The organism is Chryseobacterium artocarpi (assembly GCF_001684975.1).
Taxonomy (GTDB): Bacteria; Bacteroidota; Bacteroidia; order Flavobacteriales; family Weeksellaceae; genus Chryseobacterium; species Chryseobacterium artocarpi.
The window spans coordinates 22,219-44,414 of record NZ_MAYH01000050.1; the positions used below are offsets into that span (position 1 = coordinate 22,219).

Sequence of the window (22,196 nt, forward strand, 5' to 3'; positions counted from 1 at the left end):
AATTAAAGTTTTTTGAAATGAAAAAAATATTTTTATATATCCTTGCGGGATCTTTGTGTTTTTCTGCATGTAAGAAAGATGATGAAGTAGAAACTTATAAAGAACCTGAAGACATCAATGTACAGAATAACTATGATGAGCAGGCTATTACGAAGTTTATGGATGAAAATTATCTTGATGTACAAGGAAATATAAAAGCTTTCAGTGCTACGGATTCTACTGATGATCATCAGAAAAAATTATCTGAAATGCCTTTCACGAAACTTCCTTCCGGAACAGTTTATATTATCAGAGAAGGTGCGCAGCCATCTCCGGGTAAAGAAATTAAAGAAACAAACGTTATTAAAATAATGGGTAGAGCTTACTCTTATTTAGCGACTGAAACTAATGGAAGCGGAGTATTTAATTCTAAAGCAGCCTTCTTAAATACTATCGATGGAAGTGTGGTTCCTTTGGTAGACCCAATGTATTATTATGTGAAAGAACAGTCAATGAAAGATGCAAATCAAGTAAATAACAGAGGTTATTTTGAAATTGCAGGATTCAAAGAGGCAATACAGAAATTCAAAGCATATGATGATCTTGCAAGTGAAGCACCATACAATTTGCAAGGGGTAATCATTGTACCTTCAAAAGCAGCTTTTGCAAGAAATCCTCACTATCCTTATTTAAATATGTCTTACAGAAACAGATCGTTTGTATTCAATCTACAGGTTTACAATAGCAGAGAGAGACTTGACAGTGAAAAATAAATTATAGACCGCCTAAACAGGCGGTTTTTTTTGTTCTCTAGCTTAAGTAAATAAAGCTTATTATTTATGATAGAATAGATAATATTCAGAGTTTACCTCCACCCTATTATCTTTTTCATTGATTAAATACTAATGAAAATAAAAAAACAGAGTAGAATATTTCTGCTCTGTTTTTTTTATTGAAGCTGTCGTTTTTAAAACGATCTACATATTATTAAGATCTTGCTTTTTGTTTTACATTTCCTAAAATATCAGGGAAGTAAAGATCTGCAAGGTGATCAAATTCGTCTCCTCTCATAAACATTGTTGCATCTACTTCTTCATAAGAACTTCTTCCTGCTGCTGCGATCAATTCATTACAAGTGTGAAGTGTATTTTTATGGAAGTGATATACTCTTTCCGCCTTATCTGTCACATCCAGCCCTTTAATAAGCATTTTATCCTGTGTAGCGACTCCGGTAGGACAATTGTTAGAATTACATCTTAAAGCCTGGATACATCCTAAAGAGAACATAAATCCTCTGGCATTATTACACATATCAGCTCCCATTGCAACAGCTCTTAAAATATCTAAGCTTGTAAGCACTTTACCACTCGCAATAACTCTTAATTTATTTCTAAGATTATAATTATTCAATGTTCTGTTAACAAAAATCAAAGCAGGCTCTAAAGGCATCCCTACTCCATCAGAAAATTCCGGTGGTGCGGCTCCTGTTCCTCCTTCTGCGCCATCTATCGTAATAAAGTCAGGATAAATTTTCAAAACGTTCATTTGTACACAGATATCTTCAAATTCCTTGGTATCTCCAATACAAAGCTTAAATCCGACTGGCTTACCTCCTGAAAGCTCTCTTAATTCCTGCACAAACCTCAACAGTCCTGCTGCATCAGAGAAGGCAGTATGTGATGGTGGTGAAATAACGGTCATTCCTGGAGTTACGTGACGAATCGCTGCAATTTCCGGAGTATTTTTCACTCCCGGAAGCACTCCTCCGTGTCCTGGCTTTGCTCCCTGTGATAGTTTGATCTCAATCATCTTCACATTAGGTAAAGTAGAATATTTAGTAAATAATTCTGGGTTAAATTTCCCTTCATCATCACGACACCCAAAGTATCCTGTTCCGATCTGCCAGCATAAATCTCCTCCTTCCATATGGTAAGATGAAATTCCTCCTTCTCCTGTATTATGGAAAAAATTACCTTTTTTAGCACCTCTGTTCAATGAAATCTGAGCTCTGTCACTCAATGCTCCGAAACTCATTGCTGAAATATTGAATAAAGAAGCGTGATAAGGCTGAGTACATTGTTCTCCTCCTACCCAAACCCGAGGAAGTTCTTCTGAGGGCGACTTTGCATAAATGGAATGCTTGATCCCTTCATATTTTCTGTGATTTACTTCCAGCTGTGTACCGAAAGCTACAGTATCACTAATATTTTTAGCTCTTCTGTATACTGCAGAACGCTGATTTCTTGGGAATGGCTTCCCATCGGTCTCCCTTTCAATGAAATACTGCTGCATTTCGGGTGAAATACTTTCGAAAAAGTACCTGAAGTATCCCAATACCGGAAAGTTCCTCAGAATAGCGTGTTTCGATTGGTAAGCATTGTAAACACCCAATGCATAAATGGCGGATAACAGCGTAGGTATCCAATAATGCGCTCTGATTAATAGTGCTACAATCCACGTAGCAGCTACTAATACAATTCCCCAAGATAAAAACTTATCTCTCATGAATGTAGTATTTAAAAGTTTAAAAATAAATTTAGTAGAAATTTTGCAAAGAGCCTATGCTTTTGCTAAAAAACTTTGGTAGGAAGATTGCACAGAAACCGTGCCATCTGACAGGATTTTTTCTAAATTTAGAAATTCGATTTGATTTACGGATGCAGGATCAAAGTCTTTCTGGACTCTCACGTAGTTTTCTGTGAAGCCAAACATTTTCCCGTCTTTATTTTCATGCTCCCAAAGTACAGGAAGCGTATTTCCAAGTTGAGTCTGATAAAATGCCATCTTTTTCTTTTCGGAAAGAATTCTAAGCATCTTATTCCGTTTTTTCCTTTCTGCTACCGGAACGACTCCTTCCATAGCAGCAGCTTCTGTATTTTCTCTTTCTGAATAAGTAAATACGTGAAGGTAAGTAATTGGAAGTTCATTAAGGAAATTATAGGTTTCCATAAATAACTCTTCTGTTTCTCCCGGGAATCCTACAATAACGTCAACACCAATTGCCGCATCAGGCATTACCTCGCGGATTTTGTTTACTCTGTCATTGTATAGTTTTGTCAGGTAACGACGCTTCATTTTTTTCAATAAATCATCGCTTCCTGATTGCAACGGAATATGAAAGTGAGGAACAAAGCTTTTGCTTTTTGAAACAAGCTCAATGCTTTCGTCCTTCAAAAGATTAGGTTCAATGGAAGATATACGTATTCTCTCGATTCCTTCTACTTTATCCAGTTCTGAAATAAGATCCAGGAAAGTATGTTCATGTCTTTTGTTTCCGAACTCTCCTTTTCCATAATCACCGATATTGACACCTGTAAGAACTATTTCTTTGATATCTTTTGCAGCAATTTCTGAGGCATTCTTAAGAACATTTTCGATAGTATCTGAACGCGAAATTCCTCTGGCTAAAGGAATAGTACAGTAAGTACATTTGTAATCACATCCATCCTGCACTTTCAGGAAGGCTCTTGTTCTGTCTCCAATGGAATAACTTCCGATAAAGAAATCGGTTTCTTCAATCTCACATGAATGAACAATTCCCTCGTTATCTGATTTTTCCAAATCATCAAGGTAGCTTAAGATATTGAATTTTTCTTTAGCTCCTAAAACAAGGTCAACTCCTTCAATCTGGGAAATTTCTTCAGGCTTCAGCTGTGCATAGCAGCCTACAATTACTACTAATCCATCAGGATTGGCTTTCATTGCTCTTTTTACGTGAAGCTTACACTCACGGTCTGCATTTTCAGTTACTGAACAAGTATTGATAACATATACATTCGCTTTTTCATCAAACCCTACCTTATCATAACCTGCATCTGTTAATTGACGGGCAATAGTAGATGTTTCTGCAAAGTTTAATTTGCAGCCAAGTGTATGATACGCGGCAGTTCTTTGAAAAGCAGACATGTGTTACTTCTGAATTTTATGGGTGCAAAGATAGTAATTTTAATAAGAATGAAAGATTGATTCAGTCTATTGTTTATATTCATCTCTTACTTCTGGGCTATTTTGAAAGCAAACCGGAGATGAATTCGAGTCTGTATCCTTTTGTGAAAATTTATTATTCATCTCATTATTAAACTCCTGAGATTTGTTTCTGGCAATGGAAAGTGTTTTCCAATCTTCATTTTTAATCATTTTAGCGATGTAAACAATCTGTCCGATGTGATAAGGATAATGAGCAAGCTGTCTTAATATAGCATCAATGACCGGATGAGCTTCTCCTCTGATATAAATTGTTGCATATAAATTTTCATCATTAATCTGATTCAAAGCATCAAATAAACATTTCCATCCTTTTTCCCAGAATTCAAGAACCTCATCTTTTGTTTTAAAAGTATTTACAAATTCTTCGTCTCTGTGTCGCCAGGATTTTTCACCATCTTCAGTAAGGAAATTCGTCCATCTTGATAACATATTTCCTGCAATATGCTTTACGATCACAGCAATAGAATTACTTTCTTCATTATATTGCCAAAAAATTTGATCATCGGTTAATTGATCAAATGCTTTATCACCAAGAGATTTATAATATTCAAAGCGTTTTACAAATAAATCCTTCATACGTTCTATTTTGGTGACTAATGTAGAAAATTAACAAAAATAAAACCACCTCTCACGAAATGGTTTTATCTATGTATTATATTGTAATATGTAATTATTCTCTATTTTTCACCAATATCCATCCGCTGAACTTAACCGGAGTATTTCTTTTGTCATTTTCATTCCATGTGACAGAATACCAATAAGTACCTGTAGGTACTCTTCTTCCTACCTGAGTTCCATCCCATTTATATCCGTTTGATCTATCTGCCTGATGGATTTTTACCCCATATCGGTCAAAGACATTCATTACAAGATTCTGCTTTCCTGCCAATGCTGAATAATCAATTACATCATTCACTCCGTCTGCATTAGGAGTAATAACATTTACGATGTTTGGTACAACAACGCCCACTTCTATAGGATTACAATCGTAAGCATCTTTTACAAATACCGTATACTCTCCTCTCGAAACATTTGTGAAAATATTGGAATCCTGCCATACGACATTATCAATTGAATATTTGTAAGGAGCATTTCCGCCAATTACTGATACGGTTATTGAATTAGTTCCGATCTCAATTCCTGAAACAACAGGCTGCTCGGAAGCATCCACTTTTACTTTTTGTGTAGCAACGCAATCTCCGCTCTTAAGTTTTACCCAATACGCTCCTATTCCTACTTCTATTTTTTGGGTGGTAGCACCTGTACTCCATTCATAGCTTTTAAAACCTGGTCCGGCATCTAAGGTTGTCTTTTCTTCTGCACAAATAATTTTATCTTTTAAAATTTGAGAATACACAGGGGCAATTACTATCAGAGTGATTTTTGCGATAGTATAACATCCCTGAGCACTCATTACTCTGACGTATACAAAGCCGTTAGGAGCAACATAGTTAGATATATTAGTTATTTCATTGGTCTGATTAATGGCATCAGTTTCCGACGGATAATATTTTTTTGTGGAGTTTGTAAGATTTGTCACAGCTATTCCTCCTATATTAAAAGTTGCTGTTGCAGGATTCGTATCTATAAAACAAGACCTTAATACAGGGTTATTGACAGGCACTACAGGATGGAATTTTAAACTGATCTGTGCTACAGCACTACATCCAAACTCTGATATCACCTTCACATAAATTGTACCCTCAGCAGATACAAATGCAGTTGGATTAATAATCTCATTCGTTCCGGCATTAAGGTCAGCCATACTGTGATAGTATTTTTTTGTCATATTCGGATTGGCGATGACATCAGCTGTTGTTAAATTATATAAAGCCGTACCTGCGTTATTATTGTTACATTCAGTCAATGTAGCATTTTTCACTGTAAATGTACCATCTCGGAATTTAAACTTTCCGACTTGTTTACATTTATTAAGCGGATTGGTAGGATTAGTTGCGTCTGTATAATTTATACTGTAGAAATAAACTGCTGTCGTATTTATTGCTCTCGGTGTATCAATAGGGTTATTTCCTGTCAATGCATCGTTTTGATTTGTATGATAACTTACACTAAAACCCTGATTTCCATTAATAATACCTGGCGACAATGTAGAGAAGTCAAACAAATTTGAAATAGAGCACACTACAACTTCTCTCGGATCTGCTGGATTAGCTCCAGGAACTCCCGGTGGAATAAAAGGAAAAGTCTGAATATTCGGATCTGTGAATGGAGAAGCCAACGTTGCAGTTCCTCCCCATGTTAAAGAAAAAGGTGCCGTTGTTGAGCTTCCACTTCCTACCCAGTTATCTATAAATAAATAATAGCTTTCTCCCGGCAAAACATCCATATATTTACAATAGGGTGTTGGTGAGCCTCCAGGTGCACTGGTAATGGTACTGGTCATATTAAGTCCGGTTGAAGCCCCTACTCCTATTACTGTAGCAGCATTACAGCGTATGGGAGCCCCCAAGCTTCCACAGTTTACATTGGGACCAAAAATAGCCCAGTCATAATCTGCGCCTGCGTTATTAGGCACTAAATCAAAAGTAAGAGTTCCTCCTGTAGCAATGGTAATTTTATACCAAATGGAGTTATGTTCACCTGTAATATCAATACAGCTTCCCGAATTGACGAGCTCCTTTACAGCTCCCCAGCCACTCGGGCTATAGGTAATGTTTGAATTTCCGCACACCGCCAATGCACTGGCACAATCTGCCTGAGCATAAAAAATCGGAGATGTACATAGAAGAATAAAAAGTAAAAGTTTTTTCATAGATATATAGTTTTTTGTGGTTGAATCAGCTATTAATCAGATCAATATCCAATCTTAAACCAAATATACCTATAATTTAATCACAAACAATAGAAATCCAATAATTTTAAATTATTTCAAATTATTATATCAATTTATTACATAATAAACACCAATACACTAACTATCATTTTATACTTGTAATATTACCACAAAGGTTTTCAAGGTGAAAAATTTTATGAAAAGGACTCTTCACTTCGTTAAGATGTTCCTTATCCTGAATAAATGTATATCTCGATGCCAGAGAATTCATATCTGAGACAATCACCAGCCAGCATTCATCCACAGAAGTATCATAATAAGGGAACTTTTCATTTTTCTTCTCAATAAGTTCTAAAATTTTCTCTGAGCATAGTTCATCAAACAAATTCATACTATATTCATGAGTAATAAAAACATTTCTTCTGTGAAAAGATTTTCTTACACTCTTCACACACCCTACTCCTTTATTTTTTTTAATACTTTTATAAATACTTATTATATTTTCCTGTTGCTCCTCCAGATTTTCAAATTTTAAGTTAGGATAGAATTCTAAAAAATAAACACCACGATATTTCGTAGTGTCTTCTTGTTCTAATAATATTTCTGCCTGACGGAACATTTTATTCAAAGTGCTCTCCACCTTCTTCATTTCCAGATGATTAATTACTTCTGTCAATTCTATTCCGATTTTTTTGTCGTTTAGTTTGGCGATAAAGTCAGGACTTTCGCAGGTAAGGTCTTCAAATTTCACCTCGGGAAAATGATGCATAAAAGAATTCAGTAGAAGAATCTCGGACTTCTTTCTGTATTTTTCACGATCATGAAGCGGAGATTCATCTATGGTACGATGATACTTTTCTATAGGCTTTTTCTTCAAATGCCGATTCAGGTAGTATAAGCTCAGATTCTTTATCAGATCTTCATCAGAAAACGTCTTTTTCATGTGTGATTTTTTTATTTAATTAAACACATGCAGCCTTTGGATTTCATCATTAAAAGTTTTTGATAATCAAAATTTTACACTCTTAAAGATAAGTAAAAAAACGATTCGATGCTTACTTTTAAAATTAAATTATCTATTAATTAATATAAAGTTTATTTTCATTATTAATACCTTTGTCACTTCTAACACAAACCTGTATTTATGGATTTTAGGAATTTTAAAATACCCTACAACATCAATCCCCAATATTCAAAAAAAACCGCCTATTTTTCAATGGAATTTGCCATTGAACAGGTGTTGAAAATATACTCCGGAGGACTTGGTTTTTTGGCAGGTTCTCATATGAGAAGCGCATACAATCTGAAACAGGATCTTATAGGAATTGGTATTCTCTGGAAATTCGGATATTATGATCAGGCGAGAAACCATGATCAAACCTTACAACCAGTATGGACAAGGAAAATGTACAGCTTTTTGGAAGATACGGGAATCAAATTTCAAATAGAAATTCACAGTGCACCAGTCTGGGTGAAAGTATGGTATCTTGATCCTGAAATCTTCAATACAGCACCCATGTTTTTCCTTTCTACAGACGTTCCTGAAAACGATCACGTTTCAAAAACAATCTGCCACAAGTTGTATGATGCTAATGAATCTACTAAACTTGCTCAATATATCTTATTAGGGAAAGGTGGAGCAAAATTATTAGATGAAATGAACATTGAAAGAGATGTTTATCATTTAAATGAAGCTCACGGACTTCCCGCAGCGTTCTATTTATTAAGAAAATATAATGGAGACCTGAATAAGGTAAGAGAAAAGCTGGTTTTCACTACCCACACTCCGGAAGAAGCAGGAAATGAAAAACATAATTTAAAATTGTGTTATGACATGACCTATTTCTCAGGCTACAGCATGGAAGAAGTTAAAGCAATAGAAGGAGCAAATGATGATCGTTTCAATCATTCTCTTTGTGCTTTGAAAATGGCAAGAATCGCCAATGGTGTTTCTCAGCTTCATGGTGTGGTTTCTCGTGCGATGTGGAATAAATATCCGGGAATATGTGAAATTACATCTATTACCAACGCTCAGGAGTTTAAATATTGGGCAGACAAACCTCTTTACAATGCTAAAGATGAAAATGATGATACCGTTTTTGATTATCGCAAAAAACATTTAAAGAAAAAACTGTTCAGCATTGTGGCAGATCAAACCGGAAATCTCTTTAACCCAAATGTTTTCACTATTGTCTGGGCAAGAAGATTTGCAGGCTACAAACGTGCAGAACTTCTTTTACATGATAAGGGCAGATTTTACAGACTTCTGAACAACCCGAAATATCCGGTACAGATCATCTGGGCAGGAAAACCTTACCCGATGGATTATTCAGCAATTTCTACTTTCAACGCATTAGTTGAAGAGAGTAAAAATCATAAAAATATGGCTGTTCTTACAGGCTACGAACTTTCTTTAAGTAAATCCTTAAAACAAGGCTCTGATTTATGGTTAAATAACCCAAGAGTTCCAAGAGAAGCATCAGGAACATCAGGAATGACTGCAGTAATGAACGGTTCTGTAAATTTATCTACAGACGATGGCTGGATTCCTGAGTTTGCAAAACATGGGGAAAATTCTTTCGTAGTTCCTAAGGCTGATTATCTGAACATGAGCATTTATGAACAAGACAATTATGATTTAAACAAATTATATGAGATTCTTGAAAACGAAATTCTCCCAACGTATTATGACCATCCTGATCAATGGAGAAAAATTCAGCATAATGCAATGAATGATGTGAAAGATCAGTTCAATAGTGATAGAATGGCAGATGAATATTACAGAATACTTTATAATCAACCTGACAATTAATCTATTAATAAAAAATGCCCGGAAAATTTCCGGGCATTTGTATTAAAATTATTTACTTTTTCTTCTTTGCTGGTACTTTCAAACCATCTTCTCTTGCTTCAGAAATACCGATAGCTACGGCTTGTTTTCTGCTTGTCACTTTTTTCCCGGAAGAAGATTTCAGTTTGCCTTCCTTGAATTCGTGCATTACTTTTCCTATTTTGTCCTGAGCTTTATCTGAATATTTTGTTTTGCTCATGATAGATTTTTTTTAAGATTTTGGCAGGGATACCCCTAATTCATAAACTCTGGCATGTTTCAAATACTTTGAACGTTCTCTGGAAGTCACCGACTGAAAATGATCATTTTTGATCACAATAATCGGATCTTCAGCATTTTCAATTTCAAAATTGGCAAAATACCTTTCATCTGGTGGAGACTGCTGTTCTTTTGCTTTGATTTTCTGAAGCTCATCCGCATATTTACGGAATCCCGGATCAGATGAATGGATAAACTTATATTCATCGCCTGCATACACATAGTAATGAAGTTTTTTTTCTATCAATCCTGCTTCATCTGTAATTTCAGGGTTATCGTTACCATCTTTAAACCCTACTTCTACTAATATTCCACCTTTTTTATTGGCGCATTCCTGTGCATCATTAAAACTGGAAAAACCTGTATAAACAATTCGGTCGTTTAATACATAACGGTTAAGTTTCTGGTTGTATGCATTCGTTTCCATAATTATTCTTTTTGATTAGATTGGCAATAATATACATTCAATTTTTTTGCCAAATTGCATTATTTAACAAAAAATAAACAACAGAAAACACTCTATTTAACATAGTTTTTATAGTTATTAAAATTATTTATAAAAAACTAGAATTTACCAGACTATAAAATTATTCCTCTTTAAATTAAAATAAGAAAGAACCGAACACTTTAAATCCAAAAAATAAAAAATCGGAACATAATTCTTCTGATTTTTGTTTTACATGGTTATATAATTAAGATTTATTAAATTTGGAATCATTAAAATTAGAAATGAAAAAACTATTCTTAACTCTTACTATAGCAGCAGCATTTCACAGTGTTTCTGCTCAGGAAATTACTTTAGACAAAATATATTCAGGATATTACCGTGGTAAAGGCATTGCCGGAATTACTTCAATGAAAAACGGGGAAAATTATCTTGTCATAGAACCATCAGGTATTGCGAAATATTCTTATAAAACCTCTCAAAAGGAGGGAAATATTGTAGATGGAAAATTTGAAAGCTATGAATTTTCTGATGATGAGTCCAAGATACTTTTACTGAAAGAAAGCCAACCTATTTACAGACATTCTTTCTTAGGGAAATTTGAAGTGAAAGATTTAAAATCAGGTAAGGTAATCAGTCTAAATGAAGGAAAACCTGTTCAGGAACCAAGATTTTCACCTGATGCTACTAAAATTGCTTTCATTGACAATAATAATCTTTTTTATCAGGATCTTACTTCTGGAAAGATTACGCAAATCACTACCGACGGAAAGAAAAATTCTATCATCAATGGATTAGCAGATTGGGTATATGAGGAAGAATTCGGGCATGCAAGACAATATGAATGGACCAAAAATTCTGATGCTATCGTATTTATAAAATCTGATGAGAGCCAGGTTCCGGAAATTTATATTCCGATCTATGGAAAAAATCTCTATCCGGGAGAAATGCGTTATAAATATCCTAAAGCCGGAGAGAAAAACTCTATAGTTACAGCACAGCTATACCGTCTTGATAACGGGAAAACAATGCAATTAAACTTAGGTTCTTTCAAAAACTATTACATTCCTAATGTTTTCCAGACAGCAAAAGCTGATGAGATTGTTTTGATCACTTCAGAAAGAATCCAGAATGCTTCAGATGTTTTAAAAGTAAATACTAAAACAGGAGCTATTCAGAAACTATTCACAGAAACAGATGAAAAATGGATCGAAACGGATAGTCCTACAATGGAATTTTTGGAGGACGATTCATTCCTTTGGGCGTCTGAAAGAGATGGAAACCGCCATTTATACTGGTATGATAAAGATGGTAAGCTTAAAAAACAAATTACAAAAGGAAACTGGGAGGTAACAGATTATTATGGTTTCAATCCAAAATCAAAAGAAATTTACGTTCAGACTACAGAAAAAGGAAGCATCAACAAAGTTGTTTCTAAAGTAAATATTGAAAATGGAAAATCTCAGCTGATTTCAAACACAGAAGGAAATAACTCTGCAAATTTCAGCAAAAACTATAATTATTTCATTGAAACATCTTCCACAGCTGCCAAACCATATACTTATGTTTTGAAAGACGGAAATGGCAAAACAGTGAAGGAGCTTCAAAATAATAATGATCAGCTTCAGAAACTAAAGAGTGATAATTTCGTAGAAAAAGAATTTATAACCATTCCGAATGCTGTAGGTGATCAGATGAACGCTTGGGTAATGAAACCTAAAAATTTCGATCCCAGCAAAAAGTATCCTTTATTTATGTTCCAATATTCCGGACCTGGATCTCAACAAGTAGCCAATTCTTGGGATAATGGTAACGCGATGTGGTTTAATCATCTTGTACAGAAGGGATATATTGTAGCTTGTGTTGATGGACGTGGAACAGGTTATAAAGGATCTAAGTATAAAAAAGTTACTTATATGAATCTTGGTAAGTATGAGATTGAAGACCAGATCACAGCTGCAAAATGGTTTGGAAACCAATCTTATATTGATAAAAGCAGAATCGGAATGTTTGGATGGAGTTTTGGTGGTTATATGACCAGCTTAGCAATGACAAAAGGAGTTGATGTATTCAAAATGGGTATTGCTGTAGCACCGGTAACTAACTGGAGATATTATGATTCTGTATATACAGAAAGGTTTATGAGAACTCCTCAAGAAAACCCTGACGGATATGATAAGAATTCTCCTACTGAATACGCTAATCTATTGAAAGGAAAATTCCTTTTAATCCATGGAACAGCTGATGACAACGTACATTTTCAAAACTCTATGGAATTATCTGAAGCTTTGATTCAAAATAAAAAGCAGTTTGATTTCATGGCGTATCCGGATAAAAACCACGGAATTTATGGAGGACAAACAAGACCGCAATTGTATCAGAAAATGACTGATTTTATTTTGAATAATCTGTAAATTAAAATAGTGAAGCCAATTCTTTATTTATCCTTCTTATTATGCTGGACAATCATTTTTTCACAAAAGGCTGTGACAGATGATGGAAAAGAGATAATGCTTTTTGAAAACAGAACATGGAAACCAAGCAGTGATCTTGGAAATTTTTTCACTTTGGAAGCTTATACAGCTGGTGATCAGAAAGTAATTATATCTAAGGACAGTACATGGAAGTTTAAAAGTAAAGAAACGGAAGACTTGTATGAACATACTTTTGTTAACAATAAAAAGTTTACTGCTAACAAAACGGCTTCATCACTGGGTAAAAGCAAAAGAGTGGATGCCGGATTTTATTATGATTCTAAAAAGTGGACAATTATTCAGGAACAGCATGAAAATCCTCGCGGAGAAATTATATTGCAAAGGATCACAAACCAAGATATTGTTGCTTCTTTCGGAAGTTTTCCTTTGAATGATAAAGAAACATTGAAAAATGTAAAAGACATTGTTCTCACTAGTTTTTTAATGAATCCAAGCCATTATAAGATCAAAAAAACGGAATTCAGAACGGTAAATGATAATAAAATATTTTTCGTCAAATTTTTTGATATTGATTCCGATTATGAGATTATCCAAAATTATCTTATTACAGATGATAATCATTTTGTAATGCTCAGTGTAGGATCATCTGAAAAAGATTTTGTATCTCATGAAAAAGAAATGCAGGATCTCATTAATGGTCTTATCAAGGTCAAAACTGAAAAATATATTGAAAGAATCAATGTACAGGCGCCAGTTCCTCCACCAATATTACCTAAAAATCAGAATTAAATATAAATCCCTTTCAAAAACATTGAAAGGGATTTTTTTACCTGTCATCAAGGATATTTTACAGCTTTATCCAGCTCTATGGGGTTATTAAACGACTTTATTTTTTTTCTTTCATTTTTTTCAGCAGGCTTTAATTCTTCTTTTGTAAGGATAGTTCCATCATCAAGCTGAAGTTTTTTTCCTTCAGGAATACTAAGCTTACCATTCAAAACATATTTAAAGGGACTTTCATACAATTCCATTTTCAATTTATTTAATTTTTTTTGATCAATAAAAACTGAATTCGAAATAGCATTCTCTAAAGAAATACGTTTGTAATTTATAGGTATTTTTTCACTTTTAATAATGTTAAAATAATAATTATTCTTTGTATCATATAACTCCATAATCAAGCCCGGCAACCCGTTGAATTTGTAAGGTCCGTAAGCAAAAGGAATATCCTTAGTAAACCAAGCAATCCAGTTTCTACCTCCAAATGCAGTAGTTGCCTTCTGTAGAGTAAATTTATCTTTTATTTTAATACTATCTGTAATAATCCATTGTTGTTTAGATTCTTCAGATATCCTGTAAAAATTAACATCCCCAATATATTCGTAATTCTGATAGATGTCATCATGTGTTTTTTTAATTAAAAATGACGTTAACCTATACCCTTTACCCCCATATTGATTACTAGCAGTAAAAACCGAATCGTTGATATAATATATTCTGTTATAATACGCTATATCCTCTTTTGTGATATCCAGATAATAATTTTCCTTAGTAATATTTTTTGAGGTTGAATCCTTTTTGCATTTGACCTCATAGATAAACCTGTTGTTCTGGGAAAAGCAACTTAATGTACCTAATAATAAAAATACTAGTATCTTCATAATTTAAAATCTTCTATAAGCTCGGGTAAAAAGTATTCTAAGTCAACTCGTTCATATTCTATAGGATATTGGTAACCATTAATAAAAATATCAGGTGTATAGTTAATATCGTTGATTTTTCTCCATTTTTTTTGATTTTCCAATTTAGCTATAACATTTTGTCTATTTTTAATTAAATGAGAATATTTTGCGTTCCATTTTTCTATTTGGATTTTATCTACTCTTATATTATACCATTCCTCTAAAGCAATAAAAAAAATATTTTTCTCTTTTGAATTTTCATAAATGCATGCTAAGTTTATGTATATAGCACGTAACTCTTCGGAAAAATTTTCCAAGTCCGCATCCAAAACAAGACGAACATCAATCTTATCACCATATTTATCAATTATTTTCATAAATATTGGATAAAATTCTTTACAATACTTACAAAAAGGATTAGTAACCAAAGTAAATATCAAATTAGAATTTTCAGCGCCAAAAGCAAAGGAACTTAAAAACTTATCGTTGAGTGTTTTCTTTTGGATAAATAAATTATTTTTAAAAAAAACATAGTTCTTTCTAAATCTTATGTTTCTAATAATCTCATTTTTTAATTTATTATTAACCTCATTAGTCTTTTTTAGAAATAAAAGAAACAAAAGTGAAATTAAAACAAATAATATATATAGTATAATGGAAAATATATGTATTTTAACAGGTAGTTTTGGTAAAAAGTACAATAAGGTTAATTGTGCATAAACACAAAATATAATTCCAATACAAACCGGACATAACTTCTTAATAATAATTACTTGGTAATACAATGAAACTATGGAAATCGGAATAAATAGAAAAAAAATGTATTTATATATATAATAATAGAAATCTAAATTTCCATAAATAGATAGAATTACAAAAGTAATAACTTGAGAAAAAAAGAACGACAATGATATTTCTGATAAATCAAAAAATTTCCACTTTTTATAGTTAAATACATAATCACAATCTGTTTTCAACATTTTATTTTGACAAACTCCTAGAGGAATAATTGTTCCTTTACCATGAGTTTTCTTATATGCCTCAAATGATAAAAAAATTCCTGAAAATGAAAACAACAGAAACAATATCCCAATAAATAAAAATGAACTATTTATTAATAAGACAGATAAGATGACTAAAGCTAGTAAAAATGTAGAATATAAGGATAAATTATATGTCTTTTTTTCTTGGTAAAAGCTATCTGATTTTTCAACTAACAATATAAATTTAGAGTTTTTTGTTAAAATAAATTTATTTTTAAATTCTAATTTAAACTCTCCATCAATAATAGAAATAAAATTTTCGGGTAAAAAAACAATATCTTTTTTATTAATTTCATACACAGAACAATTAATATTAAAAAAATTAAGAGTATCAGAATATGATAAAGTATTGGGAAATTCTGGATGGCTAGATAACTGATATTCAAACTCATCTTTATCTATCTGAATATCAACAAGATTTAAATAACTAATTAATATATTTGTATTCTTTTTCATAATATATAAAAGTAATCAGCAATGAAAATTCATTGCTGATTGTAATTTTAAATAAATCAAATTAACAACATGATCCGCCACATCTTGCGCTACCATCTCTGTTACTTGATGAAGAACAACCCGCTTGTACACAACCACATTCTACATCAGGCTTAACTATTCCTCCTTCAAGAGATTTTAATTCATTTCTAGTTAATTTTTTTAAATTTTTCATAATTGTTTTTTTAGAAATTATTTGTCATTATTAACGCTTCCGAAGCTATAACATATATATAAATCTTCAATAAAAAGAAAGTGTACATTTTATGTACAAAACTAAAAATCAACTATTTAAACAACCCGATGGAATTTATTTCAATAACTTAATTTACATTTAATGCTTAAAAATTTCTATTAATTTCATTAATCATTTGTCCAAGTATTATTTATTTTATCAATTGAAATTAAAAACTTATTTTTGGGGAAATTGAAATTTGAATATATGAAGACTAAACATCCTAAAGGGCTTCCTTACCTTTTCTTTACTGAAATGTGGGAGCGTTTCGGGTACTACCTGATTCTTGGAATCTTTGTTCTGTATGTTATTGAGCCTACAGGTATGAAAGGCGGGCTAGGGCTGCCAGACAAAACTGCTGATGATATTTTCGGAACTTATATTGCCTTAACTTATCTTACCCCTTTTATTGGTGGTTTCTTAGCCGATAGAGTTTTAGGATATATAAAGTCCATTTACCTTGGAGGATTTTTAATGGCTGCCGGGTATATAGGAATGGGTGTCTTTAAAGATTTACCTTTATTTTATTCTTCCCTGGCATTAATTATTATTGGAAACGGTTTCTTTAAGCCTACTATTTCCACCCTATTAGGAAATCTATATTCTGAAGAACCGTATAAAGCAAATAAAGACTCCGGATATAATATTTTCTACATGGGAATCAATATCGGGGCGTTTATCTGTAACATTATTGCGGCATTTATGCGTAACAAATTCGGCTGGGGTGAAGCTTTCATCACTGCTGGAGTCGGGATGTTAATTGGTATGGTTATTTTTACCATCGGAAGAAAACATTACATCCATGCTGCACAGATGAAGCCTGTACAGGAAGGTGATACGAAGCTTTCTGAAATCTTAATCAAAGTATTTGTTCCTGCTATTGCTGCCGGAGCACTGGGATGGTTTATCCCTAATAATATTTTTGGAAGTGATAGCACTGATGCCTTTATTTTTGCATGTATTCCTGTTATTTACTTCTATGCTTCACTTTACTTTAAAGCGAAACCGGATGAAAAAGCATCAATTGGAGCCTTACTTTCTGTATTCCTGATCAGTATGTTCTTCTGGGCTGTTTTCAAACAAAACGGAACAGCATTGACAAGATGGGCAAACTATTATACAGACAGAAGTGTTCCTGCTTCATTGGAAAAACCTTTGGAAGGAATCTATATGGTGGAAGGAAAGAGCTACGAAGACAAAGAAGTTCCTGTTTATGATAATCAATTCCGTTCTCAGAAAGATGATAATGGAGATACTAAAAAAGAAACAGGGAAAGATGTTTACTTTAAAAATATCAGCCCGGAACAACGAGCTGTTCTTGAGAAAAACCCGGAAAGTAAAGTATATTTATACAATACAGAGCTATTCCAGTCTATCAATCCATTCTGGGTAATTGCATTAACGCCTGTAATTGTAGGATTCTGGGCATTATTGAGAAGAAAAGGTAAAGAACCTTTGACACCTACTAAAATCGTTTTAGGACTATTTATTTCAGGACTTTCCTGCCTTGTAATGGTACTTGCAGTAATGGCTGGAGATAATGGATCTGTAAAAGTTTCCCCTTTATGGCTGGTTGCGAGTTACGGAGTAATTACAATTGGGGAATTATGTCTTTCTCCAATGGGACTTTCATTCGTTTCTAAGCTTTCTCCTGCTAGAATTACAGCATTGATGATGGGTGGATTCTTCCTTGCCAACTCAGTAGGAAATAAGCTTTCAGGAATCCTGGCAAGTACATGGTATAATTATGAAAACAAGACGAATTATTTCCTTGTGAATTTCGCTTTGTTAATATTTGCTACACTTTTAGGGCTCTCAATGTTAAAAAGATTAAATAAGATCATGAAGGAAAAAGGACACTAATCCTTTGATATTCTCCTGATCTGATAAAGAATAGAAAGCTGCGGAATGGTTCCGCAGCTTTTTTATTTAAAAATAAAATTAAAACCTTGCCAAAAACCCAAAATAAACTATATTTGTCAGTCTTAACAAAAATTAACAATAGAAATGGATAATATTGAAGCAATAAGTCCGAAACCGGATGAATTGGTAGAGAATAAGGGCTCCAGACATCCAAAAGGATTATGGGTTCTATTCGGAACGGAAATGTGGGAGCGTTTCAACTTTTACGGAATGAGAGCACTTTTGACGCTCTTTATGGTAAATTCCTTATTGATAAAAGAAGCTGATGCAGCAATTATCTATGGTGGATTTTTAGCTTTATGTTATTTAACTCCGCTTTTGGGAGGATTTATTGCTGATAAATATATCGGAAACAGATTTGCTATTATCGTTGGTGGATCATTGATGGCAATTGGTCAGTTTTTACTATTCATCAGTGCATCTACTTTCTCCGCAGATTTAGGAAGTGCTAAAATGATCATGTGGCTTGCTTTATTTGTTATCATTTTTGGTAATGGATTCTTCAAACCGAATATTTCCTCAATGGTAGGAAGCCTTTATCCAAAGCAGGAAAAATCTAAATTAGACTCTGCATTCACCATTTTCTACATGGGGATCAACATTGGAGCATTCCTAGGACAGTTTATTTGCCCTTACGTAGGAGATGTGAAAGATGCTACAACAGGAGTAAGAGATATTTTTGCTTTCAAATGGGGGTTCTTAGCGGCTTCAATTGCAATGTTAATTGGAACGGTAACATTCTTTATCCTTAAAAACAAATACGTTGTAACTCCGGAAGGAAGACCTATCGGAGGTTTACCAAAAAATAACAGTACTGCAGATTTCGAAGAAGGAGAATCTCAGACTGCGAAATTCTCAGGAGCTTCTTTAGGAATCACTGTAGGTATATTTGCCGTTCTTTTCTTTGCATTCAGATATCTATTGGTAGGAGAATTTGGGTTTAACTCAATGGAGATGGGACAATTAATCAAAGGTATTATTTATCCGTTCATCTATGCTGCAGGTATTTCCCTGGCATTCCTGATTATGACTTCTGCTGAAAATAAAGTAGAAAGACAGAGAATCTGGGTAATTTATATTGTTTCATTCTTCATTATCTTCTTCTGGGCTGCTTTCGAACAGGCAGGATCTTCATTGACTTTCATTGCAGACAACCAAACAGATAGAAACATCTTCGGATGGAATATGCCACCTTCAATGGTGCAGATTTTCAACGGTATTTTCGTTGTATTGCTAGCTTTCCCTTTCAGTTTAATGTGGGATAAATTAAGAGCTAATGGAAAAGAGCCAGTATCTCCTTTCAAACAAGCTATGGGTCTTGCGATCATCGCTTTAAGTTATTTCATCATTGCTCACAATGTAAAAGACCTTGGTAACTCAGGATTATTGGCAATCAAATGGTTAATGCTTTTATACTTTATCCAGACTTGTGGTGAACTTTGTTTATCTCCAATCGGACTTTCTTTGGTAGGTAAATTAGCACCAAAAAGATTTGCTTCTCTATTATATGGAGTGTTCTTTATTTCCAATGCTGCAGGATATGCATTAGCAGGTTCATTAGGAGCATTGATCCCTGCAACAGGTGATAAATTTAAGAAAGCACAGGAAATAGGTGTAAATCTACAGGATGTTTTAGATAAAAAAGTAACTCTGACAACTGATCAGGTTGCTGCATTTGAAAAAGCTCAATTACCATTACACAACCCTACTTTTGTAGGATTTGAGATCCACAACTTATTCGAATTCTTTATGGTATTCGTGGTACTTTGTGGTATTGCTTCTGTAATTTTAGCTTTATTATCTCCGATATTAAAGAAAATGATGCACGGTGTAAACTAATTGCATTAACAAAATATGAATAAAACCTCTGCTAAGTCAGAGGTTTTTTTTATTTTCGTATGATGGAAATTTCCGAAGATTCTTTATTCCAGTCCGTAAAGGAGATCATTAGACAGTCGCGCGAAAAAGTTTTTCGAATAGCGAATTCTACACTACTGCTTACTTACTGGCAGATTGGAAAACTTATTGTTGAAGATGAACAACAGGGAAAAGAACGCGCTGAATATGGAAAATATACATTAAAAAACCTATCTCAGAAACTTACTTTGGAGTTTGGAAAAGGGTTTGATTATACCAATCTTTCCAATATGCGTAAATTTTACATCGCATTCCCAATTGTTGACACATTGTCTCTACAATTGAGCTGGTCTCATTACCAACTGGTTTCCAGCCTGGATGATAAGAATAAAAGACAATATTATCTTAATGAAGCTGTACAAAACAATTGGAATGTAAGAGATCTAAAAAGGCAGATGAACTCACTAGCCTACGAAAGAGTTTTAAAACATAAAGAATCTTCACCTGAAAGTATTCATAGTGTTTTAAAAGATCCTTACATTTTTGAATTTCTGGGATTAATATCTGCTGTACCTCCCCAAAGAAGAAGAATTAAAACAAATCATCGATCAGGACAGAATTCGTTTTGAACTGGATCAAGATAATAAAAACCTTAATTAAAACAATCATATATCATTATGAGCTTAACTTTAGATGAAATACAAAATTTCAAAGGAAAATATCCCAGACAAATCTGGAGTCTTTTTTTCTCTGAAATGTGGGAACGCTTCTGTTTCTACGGAATGCGTGGAATGCTGGTTTTCTTTATGATCTCGCAGCTTAATTTCCACGAAAAAGAAGCTAACCTTCAGTATGGTGCCACTCAGGCATTTGTATATGCCTTCACTTTTGTAGGCGGACTTTTTGCCGATAAAATTTTAGGATTCCGAAAATCCCTTTTCTGGGGTGGACTTCTGATGATTCTCGGAAGTTTAATTTTAGCTACAGATCCACATAAATTCTTCTTTTTAGGAATTGCATTTACCGTAGTAGGAACAGGTTTTTTCAAACCAAATATTTCCTCAATGGTAGGACAGCTTTATAAACCAAATGACTCAAGAGCTGATGCCGGTTTTTCACTTTTCTACGCAGGGATCAACCTTGGAGCATTGTTAGGAGGATATTTATGTATTGCTATTGGTAAAGGAGAATTCTTAGGTAATCTTATAGCGGAAGAAATGAGATGGCATATTGCTTTCGGACTTGCTTCTGTAGTAATGGTTGTCAGCCTGATCAACTTTGTCTTTACACAAAGAAGACTGGGAACTATCGGACTACAGCCGGGACATCCTTTAGCTGAAACAAAAAGCGCTCCTATTCCGAAATGGAAAGAATATGGAGTATATGTTCTGTCTCTGATTTTCATTCCAATCATTATGACAATGGTTGCAAAAACGGAATATACAGATTATTTTATGTGGACTATCGGACCATTGACTTTGATCTATTTATTCTATGAAATGTCTAAAGTAACCGCTGCAGAACGTAAAAAGCTTTGGGCTGCATTAGTATTCATTATTTTCTCAATTATTTTCTGGGGAATTTATGAACAAAGTGGAGGTTCATTAAGTATTTTCGCGGCGAAAAATTTAAATAAAGATCTTTTCGGATTAGACCCTAATGGTGTCAACAACTCAGGAGGTGCATTTTTCATCATTTTCCTTGCACCGTTGGTAGGTCTTCTTTGGATCTGGTTGAATAAAAGAAAAATTGAGCCTAATACCATTATAAAATTCGGATTAGGATTCATTTTCTTAGGAGCAGGATATTATGTATTGTTTGCAACGCGTCTATTTGCAGACCTTCAGGGAATCACTTCTCTGAACTTCTTCACATTGGCATTATTAATCATTACCCTTGGGGAATTGTGCCTCTCTCCTATCGGATTATCCATTATGACCAAACTTTCTACTAAAAACCTTCAGGGAATGATGATGGGAATGTGGTTCCTTGCTTCAGCATATGGGCAATATGTTGCCGGAATTATCGGAGCTAGTCTTGCAACCGCGAAAGAAGGATCAACTAACTATGATGAATTGATCACTTACACTGATGGATATAAACAATTGGGATTGTATGCGATAATTGCCGGAGTGGTATTAATTTTGATATCTCCGTTCGTGAAAAAATTAATGCAGGATGTAAAATAAAAAAATAAGTAATTATGCTTATT

The 22,196-nt window shown here is 33.6% G+C and carries 18 protein-coding genes; 8 read left to right on the forward strand and 10 right to left on the reverse strand.

Features of this window, described 5'->3' with window-relative positions; genetic code table 11:
• Positions 1-17 precede the first annotated feature (17 nt).
• The gene (locus BBI01_RS20635) at positions 18-752 is read left to right on the forward strand and encodes a hypothetical protein (RefSeq protein ID WP_065396540.1); all 735 of its coding nucleotides are present in this window, start codon (positions 18-20) and stop codon (positions 750-752) included.
• A 214-nt stretch (positions 753-966) separates the two neighbouring features.
• Here BBI01_RS20635 and BBI01_RS20640 read toward each other — a convergent pair whose 3' ends face one another.
• The 5 genes from BBI01_RS20640 to BBI01_RS20660 form a co-directional block, all read right to left on the reverse strand.
• Positions 967-2,484: an FMN-binding glutamate synthase family protein gene (locus BBI01_RS20640; RefSeq protein WP_065396541.1), complete on the reverse strand. Its 1,518-nt coding sequence runs from the start codon at positions 2,482-2,484 to the stop codon at positions 967-969.
• Between the two features lie 54 nt (positions 2,485-2,538).
• On the reverse strand, positions 2,539-3,885 hold the full coding sequence (gene mtaB / locus BBI01_RS20645) for a tRNA (N(6)-L-threonylcarbamoyladenosine(37)-C(2))-methylthiotransferase MtaB (RefSeq protein WP_065396542.1): 1,347 nt from the start codon (positions 3,883-3,885) through the stop codon (positions 2,539-2,541).
• A gap of 66 nt (positions 3,886-3,951) precedes the next feature.
• Positions 3,952-4,542: a DUF1572 domain-containing protein gene (locus BBI01_RS20650; protein ID WP_065396543.1), complete on the reverse strand. Its 591-nt coding sequence runs from the start codon at positions 4,540-4,542 to the stop codon at positions 3,952-3,954.
• Positions 4,543-4,636: 94 nt separating this feature from the next.
• On the reverse strand, positions 4,637-6,739 hold the full coding sequence (locus BBI01_RS20655) for an FIDD domain-containing protein (protein ID WP_065396544.1): 2,103 nt from the start codon (positions 6,737-6,739) through the stop codon (positions 4,637-4,639).
• A 166-nt stretch (positions 6,740-6,905) separates the two neighbouring features.
• On the reverse strand, positions 6,906-7,703 hold the full coding sequence (locus BBI01_RS20660) for a hypothetical protein (RefSeq protein ID WP_065396545.1): 798 nt from the start codon (positions 7,701-7,703) through the stop codon (positions 6,906-6,908).
• Positions 7,704-7,904: 201 nt separating this feature from the next.
• On the opposite strand from BBI01_RS20660, the gene glgP reads away from it, so the two are divergent.
• Positions 7,905-9,572, forward strand: coding sequence for an alpha-glucan family phosphorylase (gene glgP / locus BBI01_RS20665; protein ID WP_065396546.1), 1,668 nt, complete (start codon positions 7,905-7,907; stop codon positions 9,570-9,572).
• A gap of 52 nt (positions 9,573-9,624) precedes the next feature.
• Here glgP and BBI01_RS20670 read toward each other — a convergent pair whose 3' ends face one another.
• Positions 9,625-9,810, reverse strand: a complete 186-nt coding sequence (locus BBI01_RS20670) for a DUF6496 domain-containing protein (RefSeq protein WP_065396547.1) — start codon at positions 9,808-9,810, stop codon at positions 9,625-9,627.
• A 12-nt stretch (positions 9,811-9,822) separates the two neighbouring features.
• Complete coding sequence (locus BBI01_RS20675) at positions 9,823-10,296, reverse strand: hypothetical protein (protein WP_065396548.1); 474 nt, start codon at positions 10,294-10,296, stop codon at positions 9,823-9,825.
• 302 nt (positions 10,297-10,598) lie between these two features.
• On the opposite strand from BBI01_RS20675, the gene BBI01_RS20680 reads away from it, so the two are divergent.
• Complete coding sequence (locus BBI01_RS20680) at positions 10,599-12,728, forward strand: S9 family peptidase (RefSeq protein WP_065396549.1); 2,130 nt, start codon at positions 10,599-10,601, stop codon at positions 12,726-12,728.
• Between the two features lie 9 nt (positions 12,729-12,737).
• Entirely contained in the window at positions 12,738-13,538 is an 801-nt protein-coding gene (locus BBI01_RS20685; RefSeq protein ID WP_065396550.1) for a hypothetical protein, read from the forward strand.
• 47 nt (positions 13,539-13,585) lie between these two features.
• Here BBI01_RS20685 and BBI01_RS20690 read toward each other — a convergent pair whose 3' ends face one another.
• From BBI01_RS20690 to BBI01_RS22935, 3 genes are all read right to left on the reverse strand, one after another.
• On the reverse strand, positions 13,586-14,410 hold the full coding sequence (locus BBI01_RS20690; RefSeq protein WP_065396551.1) for a GLPGLI family protein: 825 nt from the start codon (positions 14,408-14,410) through the stop codon (positions 13,586-13,588).
• Positions 14,407-15,930: a thioredoxin domain-containing protein gene (locus BBI01_RS20695; RefSeq protein ID WP_065396552.1), complete on the reverse strand. Its 1,524-nt coding sequence runs from the start codon at positions 15,928-15,930 to the stop codon at positions 14,407-14,409. Before BBI01_RS20695 ends, BBI01_RS20690 begins: the two co-directional genes overlap by 4 nt.
• A gap of 61 nt (positions 15,931-15,991) precedes the next feature.
• Complete coding sequence (locus tag BBI01_RS22935; RefSeq protein WP_165602283.1) at positions 15,992-16,144, reverse strand: bacteriocin-like protein; 153 nt, start codon at positions 16,142-16,144, stop codon at positions 15,992-15,994.
• A 267-nt stretch (positions 16,145-16,411) separates the two neighbouring features.
• On the opposite strand from BBI01_RS22935, the gene BBI01_RS20700 reads away from it, so the two are divergent.
• The 4 genes from BBI01_RS20700 to BBI01_RS20715 all read left to right on the forward strand — a co-directional run bounded on the left by BBI01_RS20700 (position 16,412) and on the right by BBI01_RS20715 (position 22,173).
• Positions 16,412-18,067: a peptide MFS transporter gene (locus tag BBI01_RS20700; protein ID WP_065396553.1), complete on the forward strand. Its 1,656-nt coding sequence runs from the start codon at positions 16,412-16,414 to the stop codon at positions 18,065-18,067.
• A gap of 144 nt (positions 18,068-18,211) precedes the next feature.
• Complete coding sequence (locus BBI01_RS20705) at positions 18,212-19,966, forward strand: peptide MFS transporter (RefSeq protein WP_065396554.1); 1,755 nt, start codon at positions 18,212-18,214, stop codon at positions 19,964-19,966.
• A 62-nt stretch (positions 19,967-20,028) separates the two neighbouring features.
• Positions 20,029-20,613, forward strand: coding sequence for a DUF1016 N-terminal domain-containing protein (locus BBI01_RS23120; protein ID WP_083190180.1), 585 nt, complete (start codon positions 20,029-20,031; stop codon positions 20,611-20,613).
• Positions 20,614-20,661: 48 nt separating this feature from the next.
• Entirely contained in the window at positions 20,662-22,173 is a 1,512-nt protein-coding gene (locus BBI01_RS20715; RefSeq protein WP_065396555.1) for a peptide MFS transporter, read from the forward strand.
• Positions 22,174-22,196 lie beyond the last annotated feature (23 nt).

Excerpts from the sequence above, each read along its gene's own strand:
- BBI01_RS20635 (WP_065396540.1), top strand. The coding sequence starts at position 18 with ATGAAAAAAATATTTTTATATATCCTTGCGGGATCTTTGTGTTTTTCT.
- BBI01_RS20640 (WP_065396541.1), bottom strand. The coding sequence starts at position 2,484 with ATGAGAGATAAGTTTTTATCTTGGGGAATTGTATTAGTAGCTGCTACG.
- mtaB (WP_065396542.1), bottom strand. The coding sequence starts at position 3,885 with ATGTCTGCTTTTCAAAGAACTGCCGCGTATCATACACTTGGCTGCAAA.
- BBI01_RS20650 (WP_065396543.1), bottom strand. The coding sequence starts at position 4,542 with ATGAAGGATTTATTTGTAAAACGCTTTGAATATTATAAATCTCTTGGT.
- BBI01_RS20655 (WP_065396544.1), bottom strand. The coding sequence starts at position 6,739 with ATGAAAAAACTTTTACTTTTTATTCTTCTATGTACATCTCCGATTTTT.
- BBI01_RS20660 (WP_065396545.1), bottom strand. The coding sequence starts at position 7,703 with ATGAAAAAGACGTTTTCTGATGAAGATCTGATAAAGAATCTGAGCTTA.
- glgP (WP_065396546.1), top strand. The coding sequence starts at position 7,905 with ATGGATTTTAGGAATTTTAAAATACCCTACAACATCAATCCCCAATAT.
- BBI01_RS20670 (WP_065396547.1), bottom strand. The coding sequence starts at position 9,810 with ATGAGCAAAACAAAATATTCAGATAAAGCTCAGGACAAAATAGGAAAA.
- BBI01_RS20675 (WP_065396548.1), bottom strand. The coding sequence starts at position 10,296 with ATGGAAACGAATGCATACAACCAGAAACTTAACCGTTATGTATTAAAC.
- BBI01_RS20680 (WP_065396549.1), top strand. The coding sequence starts at position 10,599 with ATGAAAAAACTATTCTTAACTCTTACTATAGCAGCAGCATTTCACAGT.
- BBI01_RS20690 (WP_065396551.1), bottom strand. The coding sequence starts at position 14,410 with ATGAAGATACTAGTATTTTTATTATTAGGTACATTAAGTTGCTTTTCC.
- BBI01_RS20695 (WP_065396552.1), bottom strand. The coding sequence starts at position 15,930 with ATGAAAAAGAATACAAATATATTAATTAGTTATTTAAATCTTGTTGAT.
- BBI01_RS22935 (WP_165602283.1), bottom strand. The coding sequence starts at position 16,144 with ATGAAAAATTTAAAAAAATTAACTAGAAATGAATTAAAATCTCTTGAA.
- BBI01_RS20700 (WP_065396553.1), top strand. The coding sequence starts at position 16,412 with ATGAAGACTAAACATCCTAAAGGGCTTCCTTACCTTTTCTTTACTGAA.
- BBI01_RS20705 (WP_065396554.1), top strand. The coding sequence starts at position 18,212 with ATGGATAATATTGAAGCAATAAGTCCGAAACCGGATGAATTGGTAGAG.
- BBI01_RS23120 (WP_083190180.1), top strand. The coding sequence starts at position 20,029 with ATGGAAATTTCCGAAGATTCTTTATTCCAGTCCGTAAAGGAGATCATT.
- BBI01_RS20715 (WP_065396555.1), top strand. The coding sequence starts at position 20,662 with ATGAGCTTAACTTTAGATGAAATACAAAATTTCAAAGGAAAATATCCC.